The organism is Paenibacillus hexagrammi, from assembly GCF_021513275.1.
GTDB lineage: Bacteria > Bacillota > Bacilli > Paenibacillales > NBRC-103111 > Paenibacillus_E > Paenibacillus_E hexagrammi.
Map to the genome: position 1 here is coordinate 5,776,497 of NZ_CP090978.1, position 12,622 is coordinate 5,789,118.

Annotated in this window: 11 protein-coding genes and 1 pseudogene; all 12 read right to left on the bottom strand. The window is 48.7% G+C overall.

The window, feature by feature from the left end; all coding sequences use genetic code 11:
• Nucleotides 1–3 precede the first annotated feature (3 nt).
• Nucleotides 4–1,764, bottom strand: a complete 1,761-nt coding sequence (locus L0M14_RS26415) for a stalk domain-containing protein (RefSeq protein WP_235119402.1) — start codon at nucleotides 1,762–1,764, stop codon at nucleotides 4–6.
• 208 nt (nucleotides 1,765–1,972) lie between these two features.
• Nucleotides 1,973–2,242, bottom strand: coding sequence for an HPr family phosphocarrier protein (locus tag L0M14_RS26420; RefSeq protein ID WP_028555561.1), 270 nt, complete (start codon nucleotides 2,240–2,242; stop codon nucleotides 1,973–1,975).
• Between the two features lie 146 nt (nucleotides 2,243–2,388).
• Nucleotides 2,389–3,318, bottom strand: coding sequence for a DNA-binding protein WhiA (gene whiA, locus L0M14_RS26425; RefSeq protein ID WP_235119403.1), 930 nt, complete (start codon nucleotides 3,316–3,318; stop codon nucleotides 2,389–2,391).
• A gap of 5 nt (nucleotides 3,319–3,323) precedes the next feature.
• Nucleotides 3,324–4,307, bottom strand: a complete 984-nt coding sequence (locus L0M14_RS26430; RefSeq protein WP_235119404.1) for a gluconeogenesis factor YvcK family protein — start codon at nucleotides 4,305–4,307, stop codon at nucleotides 3,324–3,326.
• Nucleotides 4,308–4,356: 49 nt separating this feature from the next.
• Nucleotides 4,357–5,243: pseudogene (gene rapZ / locus L0M14_RS26435) on the bottom strand (RNase adapter RapZ).
• Nucleotides 5,244–5,340: 97 nt separating this feature from the next.
• Nucleotides 5,341–6,288, bottom strand: a complete 948-nt coding sequence (locus tag L0M14_RS26440; RefSeq protein ID WP_235119405.1) for an ROK family glucokinase — start codon at nucleotides 6,286–6,288, stop codon at nucleotides 5,341–5,343.
• A gap of 166 nt (nucleotides 6,289–6,454) precedes the next feature.
• Nucleotides 6,455–7,402, bottom strand: a complete 948-nt coding sequence (gene trxB / locus L0M14_RS26445) for a thioredoxin-disulfide reductase (protein WP_235119406.1) — start codon at nucleotides 7,400–7,402, stop codon at nucleotides 6,455–6,457.
• A 108-nt stretch (nucleotides 7,403–7,510) separates the two neighbouring features.
• Complete coding sequence (locus L0M14_RS26450) at nucleotides 7,511–9,247, bottom strand: tetratricopeptide repeat protein (protein ID WP_235119407.1); 1,737 nt, start codon at nucleotides 9,245–9,247, stop codon at nucleotides 7,511–7,513.
• A 73-nt stretch (nucleotides 9,248–9,320) separates the two neighbouring features.
• A complete protein-coding gene (locus L0M14_RS26455) occupies nucleotides 9,321–10,271 on the bottom strand; it encodes a ribose-phosphate diphosphokinase (RefSeq protein WP_235119408.1) in 951 nt (316 codons plus the stop codon).
• A gap of 76 nt (nucleotides 10,272–10,347) precedes the next feature.
• Complete coding sequence (gene hisJ, locus L0M14_RS26460) at nucleotides 10,348–11,154, bottom strand: histidinol-phosphatase HisJ (protein WP_235119409.1); 807 nt, start codon at nucleotides 11,152–11,154, stop codon at nucleotides 10,348–10,350.
• Between the two features lie 25 nt (nucleotides 11,155–11,179).
• Nucleotides 11,180–11,851: a bifunctional phosphoribosyl-AMP cyclohydrolase/phosphoribosyl-ATP diphosphatase HisIE gene (gene hisIE, locus L0M14_RS26465; RefSeq protein ID WP_235119410.1), complete on the bottom strand. Its 672-nt coding sequence runs from the start codon at nucleotides 11,849–11,851 to the stop codon at nucleotides 11,180–11,182.
• Entirely contained in the window at nucleotides 11,848–12,606 is a 759-nt protein-coding gene (gene hisF / locus L0M14_RS26470) for an imidazole glycerol phosphate synthase subunit HisF (RefSeq protein ID WP_235119411.1), read from the bottom strand. Before hisF ends, hisIE begins: the two co-directional genes overlap by 4 nt.
• Nucleotides 12,607–12,622 lie beyond the last annotated feature (16 nt).

The following is a 12,622-nucleotide window of genomic DNA, read 5'->3' on the forward strand; positions in this document are numbered from 1 at the left end:
CTGTTACTTTTTATCTTCCAGCGGATAAAAGATCAAATCAATCGGGAATGCCGATCCCGCAGGAGGTGTAAATTCAATATCGAGCGCATCCTCGTCTCCCGTTGTCCGGGCCAGGAGCGTGACTCCGTCAAAGGCTGTAACAACCCCGGAATAAGGTACTGGGATCATTTCGCCATTCACTTTAAACGGTCCCTTGAACACGCCGCCTTTGGCCATCATCATGACCGCCATTTTCCGCGGTTTGTCTGCATGGATTTTATACACGACGCCGTAGTTACCGCCATTCTCAACATTCTCCTTACGCGCAACGTCATAGCCCTTTACAAAAGGATCGGACTTATTGTCACCAATGGTGACCACGGACGTTTTCGAGAAATTGGTCGCATTAATATTCCACTGTAACTCCGATATTGGGAACGTCCCGCGAACATGGCCGGTGTAAGGCAGCTGATGAAGCTGCTGCAGTGTAGTTGGAGTCAGCTTCTCCGCAACGACGAAGGACATTTGCAGCTCACCGTCTGTCTCCAAGTCATAGAACAGATTGACACCTTGACCTGGATAAAAATCCGGCAGTTTGGCATACACGTAAGATTGATGCGGAGGAACCGTTAGCTTCTGATCATACACATTGTTCAGCAGGAAATCTACGGACGCTTCACTGCCGATTAAGTTGGCGTATACGGATGGCCATACTTCCCCTTTGTTTGTTGTGGTAATCGTGACCGGTTTATCTGTGTTATTCGTGGCAAAGATCGCCATCGTCATCTTTTTCCCGGTACCGTTAATATGGTCTGCGTACAGTCTTGCTTTGCCATTGATTTGATCTTGATATAGAATCCCCTGCTCTGTAAATTCTTCAGGACTGTCACTAAGAAGCAGCGTTCTATCTGTAACCTCGGTTACTTTCTTACTAAGCTCAGGCATTTTGTTAAAATGAGACCAAATGATGCCCCAATCCGCCTTAATGGAGCTGCCGACAGGCTTGTTGTAAATCGGATACTCGAACTCACTTAAGTAGGGCTCATCCACAACATTGACGTAGCTCTTGAATTCTTTACTGACATGCCCGTGCGTATCGGTAACCGTCAACGTCACCGGGTACTTTCCTGGTTGAAAAAAGACTTCTTTATTCCCTTTCCAATCATATGAGATTAGACCCTCTGCATCTGGATCGTAGCTCAAATCAATATATTTGACGGGCTCTCCAAGACGATAGGATGCTTTACCGGTTGTAAACTTAGCAACAGGTCTGGAATTACTGTCCTGGTCTACATAGATCCCTTCCGGTGTAGGAAAGTGAATAATTTCGACACGGCGAAACTCTTCATTATACGAATACTTAGCCCCCATATAATCGGCGACCCATGTGAGCTTCACAAGCAAGCTGCCATTAACAATCGCAGCCACGGAGTCAAACGGGATTTCCGCACCGTTAATCGTCACTTTTTTATTATCAACATCCATATCGATTTCGTATCCGGGCGGGGATAAGTGAATCGTACGTGTAACGTCGTTCCACTCCACCTTGAAGCCCATGGAATCGCCCAAGAATTTCGCCGGAACAAAGGTGCTTCCATCAATAATGGTAGCTGGCGAGCTAAGTTCGTACTGCTCATCGTTTACAAATGCTTCTGTCTTGTCCAAGTACAGCAAAATCATTGAGGCGCTGGCGGAGACAGCTCCTGCTGCAGGCGCTGCAACGACGCTCATCAACATCATAAGCAATGTCAGCAGCAGGGTTAATTCTTTCTTGTACAGTTTCATGCTTAAACATACTCCTTCTGAACGATAACTAACGGAACGGCAAATATCCCTTTCCTTCTTTGTTCACGTGATTAGACGTGTGCCAAGTGGAAAAGGTTTCTCTATGTACCTGCATGTTAACAAATTTGCCATTATTTTTATTTTTCACTCAACGAGAACACTTATGCATCCGCAAAAAAGCTTCCTCGAAAGGAAGCTTTTGAACGAATTATTGGTTCTCCAATTCTTCTTTGCTAACCAATGTGACTAAAGCGTTTACAGCCTGCTCGGCATCCGAACCTTCTGCACTAATGAAGACCTCGGTCCCAGTGCTAATAGCGAGACTCATAATTCCCATGATGCTTTTCGCATTCACTTTCTTTTCATCCTTTTCCACGAAGATTTCGGATGAAAACTTATTTGCCTCTTGAACAAACAATGCCGCAGGTCTGGCATGAAGTCCCGTTCTCAACTTCACAACGACTGGCCGTCTGGACATGGAACCAATTCCCCCTACTCAAGCTTATATGAAATACTTCAAATAACAGCTCATTTCCTTATGTTTAAACATTATAGCATTTTTCACGCAAGTACACTAGAAAAAAAGAGAAAAACTTGCATATCCCACGAGTTTCCAGTCCCTGCTTACGAATTTCTAAGTTTTTCGGCTAATTCATCTATTTTTCGCAGGCGATGATTGACTCCGGATTTGCTGACACTCCCCTTTAACATATCGCCTACTTCCTTCAGATTCATGTCCGGGTGCTGCAATCTAATCTCCGCGACTTCACGAAGCTTCTCCGGAAGGTTCTCAAGTCCTACTTCCCTCTGAAGCAGACGAATGTTGTCAATCTGTCTCACAGCTGCGCCGATTGTCTTGTTTAGATTCGCCGTCTCACAGTTGACGATACGATTCACGGAATTCCGCATATCCTTCATAATACGAACATCTTCAAAACGAAGGAGCGCTTGGTGAGCTCCAATAAGACTTAGAAATTCAATAATCTTCTCGCCTTCCTTGATGTAGAGGACAAAACCTTTCTTACGTTCAATAAATCGGGCGTTCAAATCGAACCTGTTAGCAAGCTGGCATAATGACTTGCAATGCTCTTCGTAAATGGAGGCTATTTCCAAGTGATAGGAAGAGCCTTCCGGGTTATTGACAGAGCCGCCGGCCATGAAGGCACCGCGCAGATAAGCGCGTTTACAGCAATTGCCCCGTATAATCTCTCTCTCAATTCCTGGAGTAAACAAGAATCCCTCGGATACGATTTTCAGGTCGCTTAGCAGCTCCTGTACTTGTGCCGGCACTCTGACGATGTATACGTTGTTCTTCTTGAGGCGCATCTTCTTGCGTACAAGAAGCTCAGTATGAAGCTGATACCTCTTTTTCAGGAGGGTATAGATTCTCCTTGCAATGGCGGCGTTCTCCGTTGAAATATCCAGGATCACACGTTGATTGGAGAGCTGAACGGTACCGTTCATCCGAATAAGCGCGGACAGCTCCGCCTTCTCGCAGCATGATTCCGTTTCAATTAGGGTTAGTTCCTTCTTTGTTTGTGCCGCAAAGGACAAAGGTCTCACCTCTTCCTTAACATCCAGCTTTCAACAAGCTGATAAATATGGTCACTCAGCTTCTCAGCATCGTGACGCAGGTAGGTACGGAACAGTACCAACCGGTCCGCTATGACACGATAGCCCCGTTTGGTTACTTCATCCAGATCCAGATGAACGGCTTTGGCGCCCTTCTCTGCATATTTAGCCTGTACCTGTGGGGGTATTTCTCCATTATTCACAATGACATAATCAAATAAATGATGCCCCAAGTGCTCGTGAATCGCACCTAAATGATCGCTGACCGAGTAATCATCCGTCTCACCAGGCTGCGTCATCACGTTGCAAATGAACATTTTCACTGCATCCGATTTCACAATTTCCTCTGCAACCTGAGGAACGAGCAAATTAGGAAGAATGCTCGTATACAAGCTGCCAGGACCAACCAGAATCGCATCCGCTTTGCGAATGGCGCGGATGGCTTCTTCCAAAGGAGTCACATCAGGCGGCTCGATGGAAACACGCTTAATCCGTCCGAGCGCCTTGGGAATCTTCGACTCCCCTTCCACCACGGAACCATCTTCCATCTCCGCCTTCAGCACAATAGCCTGGCTGGCAGCCGGAAGCACTCTTCCTTTGACCGCGAATACACGGTTCATCTCTTTCACGGCGGTGACAAAGTCACCCGTAATGTCCGTTAGAGCGGCAAGGATGAGATTGCCGAGTGAATGCCCGGCGAGTCCTGTACCGTTTTGAAACCGATACTGTAAGATCAGTGACATCAGGGGCTCCACATCTGCTAATGCGGTTAGCACGTTGCGAATATCACCAGGCGGCGGCATCTGCAGCTCTGAACGTAGTATACCCGAACTGCCGCCGTCATCAGCTACCGTAACAATGGCCGTGATGTCAACGGGCTTTTCCTTCAGCCCGCGAAGCATGACCGACAGCCCGGTGCCCCCGCCGATGACGACAATGCTCGGAGTGCGCTGTGTATCTTCTCTTTTCATTTATACACCCTCTTAGTCGTGAACAACCACATGCTGTTCTTCCTGATGCTTATGCGCGGTCTCGCTCTGCGTCCCGGTGGCTGACTCTGACAACCTCCGTCTCGCTGTTTCCCATAACCTTGCCCAGATATTCGGAGATGGCTACAGACCTATGCTTGCCGCCCGTGCAGCCGATGCCCACAACAACCTGACTCTTCCCCTCTTTCTTATACTGCGGCATGAGGAAGTGCAGCATATCCAGCAGCTTGGCGAGAAACTCTTGCGTTTCGTTCCATTTCATCACATAGTCGTACACATCCTGATTTTGGCCGGTTTGGGGCCTAAGCTGGTCTACGTAATGCGGATTGGGCAAGAAACGGACGTCAAAAATCAAATCAGCATCAATCGGCACACCATATTTAAAGCCAAAAGAGACTACATTTATAGATATGCGGTTCGTCTCCAAATTGGTAAACCTGGATACAATTCTTTCTTTCAACTGAGCAGGCTTCAGTACGCTTGTGTCAATTACTTGGGTAGCCAGCCCTTTCAGTTCCTCTAGGAGCTTGCGCTCCAGTGCAATACCATCAAGCGGAACACCTTGGGGAGCCAAAGGATGACGCCGGCGGCTCTCTTTATAGCGCTGTACCAGCGATGCGTCCGTGGCATCCAAAAACAGAATTTCATAGGTGAGCGTAAAATGCTCTTGAATGTGGCGAAGCGATTCCTGCAGCGCTGTAAAAAACTCACGGCCCCTAAGGTCGATCACCAATGCAACTTTCCCTATTTTGCCCGCGGATTGTTCAATGAGCTCTGCAAACTTAGGGATCAACACGGAGGCAAATTATCCACGCAAAAAAATCCGAGATCCTCCAAACTTTGTACAGCGATCGTCTTGCCCGCTCCCGACATTCCTGTAATGATGACAAGCTTCGCTAAAGGGTGGTTTTCTTCCATGGGTAACACCTTCCTTTGGAGTGCGTTTCAGGCGAATAAAGCAAAGCGCCGACACCGCCCGCCTGCAAAACCTTACGTATCCTTACAACTCGCTAGATTAACGCAAATTCAAACCGGCAGCGCCGACGACGCCTGCATCGTTGCCCAGGGTTGCAGCCACAATCTCTACACCTTCTGCAGCAACCTCCGGCGTATATTTTTTAAACGTCTCGCGGATGGGCGCAAACAGAATCTCTCCTGCTTTGGATACGCCTCCACCAATTACGAATCTTTTTGGATTAAGCACAATGGAAATAGAAGCCATGGAACGGCCTAAGTAGTAGGCGGCACGGTTCACAATGCGCAGCGCAACCTCATCTCCCGATTTGGCAGCATCAAACACATGCTTCGCTTCCATGTTCTCATGAAGTGCAAGAGAGGTATGCTCGCCGCGTTCAACCGCTTCCTTCGCCATACGAATAATGCCCGTAGCGGATGAAACCGTCTCAAGACAGCCGACTTGACCGCAACCGCAGTTGATCGCTTCGATATCCGGAACAATAGCCATATGTCCAAGCTCGCCCGCCATACCGTTAGAACCTTGATAGATCTTACCATTAATAATAATACCTCCGCCTACGCCTGTTCCCAGCGTGTAGCAGACGATGTTAGGCACACCGGCTCCCGCTCCAGCCCACGCTTCTCCGAGTGCAGCAACATTGGCATCATTATCGATTTTTACCGGTTTGCCAAGTAAAGCTTCCAACGTGCGCTTGGCCTCGACATTACGCCATTGCAGGTTCGGCGAAAATTTGACAACACCCTCCTGGATATCCAGAAAGCCTGCCAGGCCTGCACCAATACCAGCAACTTGCTCCCACTCATAAGGAGAATCTTCGACAATTTTACGCACGTACTGAGCGATCCGACCTAGAACGGCATCCGGTCCTTCTTCCGCTCCCGTAGGTCCCTCATAAGTGTGCAGCAGATTACCCTGCTCGTCACAAATGCCGACCTTAATATTGGTACCGCCTAAATCCACACCGATATAAATCTGATTTGACATTGCAAGGTCACCTCAACGAATCATCATTAAATTTTCGGGCATAAGCTCCTGTTCCAACTATATGACAAGCCTGTAAGCTGGTCAAGATTGAACCTCTGCCGCCTGTATCAAAATAAAAACGCGGAAAGCAATGCCCTCCACGTTTATATCATCAGGATCCAGTCGATTATACTGACTGACTCCAATCATGTACCATATGACCTTCGAGGAATTTCTCGCACTCGAGTGCAGCCGCGCAGCCGCTGCCTGCTGCTGTAATCGCCTGACGGTACTTGGTGTCCTGAACGTCTCCGCAGGCGAATACGCCCGGAATATTCGTTTCTGTTGAACCTGGCTTCACCACGATGTATCCTTGCTCGTCAGTCGTTACTTGACCGCCCAGGAACTTCGTATTTGGCGTATGGCCAATCGCTACGAAAATACCGTCGGTTTCAATGATTTCCTCTTGACCGGTCTCATTGTTTTTCACTTTCAGACCTGTTACACCTTTGTCGCCAGCTACGACCTCAAGAGGCGTCTTGTTCAGAGCCCACTTGATTTTATCGTTACCGCGGGCACGATCCTGCATGATTTTGGAAGCACGCAGTTCTTCACGGCGATGTACTAATTGTACCTCTGAAGCGAAGCGAGTCAAGAAGTTCGCTTCTTCCATAGCGGAGTCGCCGCCACCGACCACGATGATTTTTTTGCCTCGGAAGAAGAATCCGTCGCAGGTTGCGCATGTGCTCACGCCACGTCCAATGCTATCCTTCTCATTCGTGATGCCCAGCAGCTTCGCTGAAGCCCCCGTGGAAATAATGAGCGATTCCGTTTCAATTTCCCCTAAGCCTTCCACTTGCAGCTTGAAAGGACGATTCGTCAGCTCTACCGAGTTGACCCAGCCTGTTTTGAATTCCGCGCCGAAGCGTTCAGCCTGCTTGCGCATGTTCTCCATAAGCTCAGGTCCCATAATCCCTTCAGGGAATCCAGGAAAGTTCTCAACCTCCGTAGTGGTTGTCAACTGGCCCCCCGGCTCAGGTCCTTCAATAACCAGCGGGCTTAGATTCGCGCGCGCCAGATAGATAGCTGCTGTTAGACCCGACGGTCCTGTTCCTACAACGACTGATTTGTACATATGGGTTCCCTCCTATTTGAACATCTCTATACGCAAACGGAAGCTGTATTCCGCCTACTTTATTTATATCATGAAGAGCCTCCCTTGAATAAAAGGGAAACAAGCCCGTCAAATACTCGTGAATTTCGGGAAAATGGCCTCCATTTTCTCCTTCAGTCCGCATGCCTCGTCAATCAGCTTGACGTTCCTGCTGACCGTCGATACGGTGACACCGTATCGCACCGATACTTCCTGATAAGAGATGGCTCTGCGATGCATTTTCGCGATTAAATATTCCAGAGCTGCTGCCCAGCCCTCGGATTTTTGGATTTTCGGAACTCCCGGATACGTCTTCGTTAAGTACTCCACCCAGAGAATTTCCAGATCATATTGCTGCACCATATCGTACCGCTTATGCATATGGGCCAGCGCCGTTTCCATCACACCCTGCCATTTGGAATCCCATACAGGCAAATGCGGGGAATACGGTGAAGCTTCCACCATCGTTTCCCGGCTCTCCAGATAAGCGCGAAGCGGTTCACGCACGCCGATACTGCGGAGCACAAAGATGGCGACCTTTTTCAAATAATCATCTTCATTATGTTCTACAATAAAGTCTTTCAGCGCATCCTTCACTTCATTGTCGGCGATCAAGCCAAAAGCTTGAATAACCTGCAGCTTCGTATCCATGTCACCATGTCGCAAAGCCCAGAAGAAGGAGGAGCGGACTAACGGATCTTTCTTCAGCTGCTCGGGAATGCCCTGTGAAGACTTCTCCAACACCCGGAACTGCTCTTCGAAAGGCAGGTGGTAATGGTAGCTCCATGTCGGCGATGTGTCCCCTTGCTCCCGAAGGCGAAGCTGTTCCATATAGAACTTTGGAATCTCCGAAGCCGGATCCAGCTTGCTGACTTGCTTCCAGTGGCTGTGAGCTTCTTGGAATCTTCCGATATGGCAGGCCGCTACGGCTGTATAGTGATACAAACACGGATCCGCTCCACCGTCACCTGCTTTCAGCAACCGCTTAAACAGGTGGTAAGCTTTCTCATGCTCACCTAATATCCCCATGGTAGTAGCCAGTTTAAACACATGATCCTGTTGAAAAGGATATGTTTTGCAAAGCAGTTCGACCAGCTCTCGCAGTTCTTTCTTGTTCCCGAAATGCTGATGGAAGATCGCCAAATTACATAGGGCATGCAGGTTCCCCGAGTCAAATTCAAGAACGCTGTGAATCGTGTCCATGGACTTCTCGAATTGACCCATATAATAATAGGCTAACGCCAGGTTGTTGCGTGCTGCCAAAAAATCAGGCTGCTTCTTGATCAGCTTCTCCAGCTGCCGAACTGCCTCGGCAAATTTACCCTCTTCCAGCATAGCTCTTGCTTTATCATGCTCGAAGAGCCCTTCTCGACTCTTGATGCTGGTGAGAGGGGCAGGCCGATCCAGTTCATAGTTAAGAAGCTCCATCATTTCTTCGGATTCTTCTAGGAAATGACCGTTTGGATCGTTCTCCAAGTATTGAACCAACGATTTCTCCGCCAATTCAAAATTCTCCATGTTGGCATAATTGTTGGCCATATAAAAATAACATTCCGTCATCGTCGGATCGATTGTATCAAGAATTTGCTGCAAAATCTGGTTCGATTCTTCGTAGTTGCCCATCTCGGAGAGGACCCCCGCCAGGTTGCAGTGGTTAACAGGATTATCATGCTCGTATTCCGCAGCCCGCCGGAAATATTTCAATGCCTTATCGTAATGAAACCGATCCAGGGATTGAACCGCTCTCTCGAAAAAGAACGCGGCATCCATGTTGATCGAAATGACTTTAGGCTTCAGCGCTTCGGACACACGCTTTTTCTTTTCCATAGCAAGGCACCTCCGGCAATTTGATTTCCATCAAATTATACCATAGAAAGCGCGGAAGCCAAAACTGCTTTACTTACACGCCGCCGTACTTAAACAGCGAGGACAGGGAACCGCCCTCGATAATGATACGAATCGCATCGGATAGCAGCGGAGCTACGGAAAGCACGCGGAACTTCTCGGAGTGGTCCTCAGGAATCGCAATGGAGTCCGTGATGATGACTTCCTTGATGTTCGGGTGGTCCAAGCGCTGCAGCGCAGGTCCGGAGAAGACTGGATGCGTCGCGCAAATATATACGTCATGGGCTCCGCGTTCTTTAAGCCCTTCTACTACATTAACAATCGTTGTGCCTGTGTCAATTAAGTCTTCAATAATAATCGGTGTGCGTCCTGCAACATCGCCGATCACGTGAGTAATGACGGACTCATTGTGAGCGGGACGTTTCTTGATCATCATCGCAAACGGCGCATCGAGAATGTTGGCCATCTTCTCAGCTGTAGTTGCACGGCCCGCATCCGGAGATACGATAATCGGATCAGGAAGATTTTTCTTCTTAATGCAATCGCTGATGACATCAAGTGCTGTCAGATGATCCACTGGAATATTAAAGAAGCCTTGAATCGCTGGTGCGTGCAGGTCAATCGTCACGACACGGTCAGCGCCCGCAGCGCTAAACAAGTCAGCGACCAATTTTGCAGAAATCGGCTCACGAGGAGCTGCTTTGCGTTCTTGACGGGAGTAACCATAGTAAGGAATGACAAGGTTGATTGTTCTTGCGGAGGCTCTTTTCGCCGCATCCATCATGACCAAAAGCTCCATCATATGCTCATTGATCGGATGTGAGAAGGTTTGCACCAGGAATACGTCACAGTTACGAATCGTTTCTTCGTACAGGCAGTAGATTTCTCCGCTTTTAAAACGGGACAACTTAATTTGTCCTAGCGGCTGGCCAAGCTCCTTACAAATACGTTCCGCAAGCTTCGGATTCGAAGATCCGGAAAAAATTTTAACATTGTCGCTATACATGGTTAATGGCTACCTCCGAAGGTTCATTAAATAAGTTTATTCATGCCTTACTCATTATACATGATAGGTGTCGAATTTAAAAAGTAACAAGATGTCGCTTTCTAGCGGAAAATGTGGCTATTTCGTTAAATCCGATCTCTTTGAGCAGTGCTCTCGCCTGGTCCAAATATTGGGACAGTCGCTCAGGCTGATGCGCATCGGACCCGATTGTAAGCGGAATCCCCACCTTATGGCAGTATTCCAACATGCGTCTGCTGGGGAACATTTCTTCACAAGGCATCCGAAGCCCGGAAGCGTTCAGTTCGATGGCAAGACCACATTCTTTGACCGTATCCAAGGCCGCTTTCTCCAGTTCCCACGGATCCCGGTCCGGTTTATAGCCAAAGCGCTTTATTACATCGATATGTCCGATATAATCATAAAATCCCGTTCTTGCCGCTTTTTTTACAAGCTCATAGTATCTGGTATAAACCTCGTAAACATTCTTACCTTCCCAGCCCGCAAGCTGACGAAAATCGGAAATGTCCCATTCGCCTAAGAAGTGAACGGAACCAATCACATAGTCCCAAGGATAGGCCTTAATAATGCTCTCAATTTCAGCTTCGTAGCCTTCAATGTAGTCGCCTTCCAAGCCCACACGAATGTCAATCTGCTCTTTATACTTTTCTTTGAGATGCAAGCACTCTTCCACATAGCGGGGAAGCTCATCCATCGGCATGGCCATTTCCGGAAAATAGGTTGCCGGGTCCACATGCAAAAGCGGCATATGATCCGATAGCCCTAATTGCGTGAGCCCGATCTCGATGCCGCGTTTGACGTACTCCTCCAGTTCCCCGGAGGCATGACCGCAGCGCACATGATGAGTGTGGTAATCAATCAGCATCAGGTATCACTCCAGCCTTCTTTATTTATTTTTTCACGTGCCGGCGCTCAAGCTCCTGCATGACTTCATCCAGAGGAAGCTTGTTATTGCGCAGCAGCACCATCAAGTGGAAAATGAGGTCACTCGCTTCATAGCGAAGCTCGTCGGCGTCGTTGTTCTTGGCAGCGATAATGACTTCAGCCGTTTCTTCTCCGACTTTTTTCAGAATCTTGTCAATGCCCTTCTCGAACAGGTATGTCGTATAAGCGCCTTCCGGACGCTCCGCTTCGCGTGAAGCAATGACAGATTCCAATTCGGACAGGATAGCAAAACGTCCAGCGGAGGATGATTGAGCAGGTGATGCGGCCGCATCAGCAGACTCCTCTTGCGCTTCCATCGGGATGTTGTTCGTAAAGCAGGTATACGTCCCATTATGGCATGCAGGTCCTGCTTGTTCAACCAGAACGAGCAATGTATCCGCATCACAATCATAACGGAGGGATTTTACCTTTTGCGTATGACCGGAGGTCGCACCTTTGTTCCAAAGTTCTTGACGCGAGCGGCTCCAGAACCAAGTAGCACCTGTAGAAATCGTGCGCTGCAGCGACTCTTTGTTCATATAAGCCAGCATCAGTACTTCCTTGCTAACGGCGTCCTGCACGACAGCGGGAACTAGACCGTGTGCATCAAATTGAATAGCATCTATAGAGAATGTCATCGAATTTCAACTCCTTTGTTCTTCAAATCATCTTTAACCTCTTGGATCGTTAATTCTTTATAGTGAAAAATCGTAGCGGCCAAACCGGCATCCGCTTTCCCATCCGCAAACACATCGTAGAAATGCTCGATCTTGCCGGCTCCGCCTGAAGCAATGACCGGAATCGTCAGCAGCTCGGATACAGCGCGTGTCAGCTTAAGGTCGAAGCCGTCCTTTGTACCGTCCGCATCCATACTGGTCAGCAGAATTTCACCGGCTCCCAGCTGCTCCACCTTCTTGGCCCACTCCAGTGCTTTGATGCCCGTAGCATTTCGACCGCCGTGCGTGTAGATTTCCCATTCGCCCCACTCCGGATTGAACTTGGCATCCATCGCGACAACGATACACTGGGAGCCGAACTTACGGGCTCCGTCGGACACCAATTGAGGATTACGGATAGCTGCCGTATTAATCCCTATCTTATCGGCTCCCGCCCTCAGCAGCCGCTTCATATCATCCACGCTTGCGATCCCGCCTCCAACGGTAAAAGGAATTGTGATCTCGCCCGCTGTCTGACGCACCACCTCGACCATCGTCGCTCTGCCTTCATGCGAAGCGGAGATATCCAGGAAAACCAGCTCATCGGCGCCTTCACGGTCATAAATGGCCGCCAGCTCAACCGGATCTCCGGCATCGCGTAAATTCACGAAATTGACGCCTTTGACCACCCGTCCGTCTTTGACATCCAGACAAGGGATAATTCGTTTGGCTAACATGAGGCGCACCTCCTTT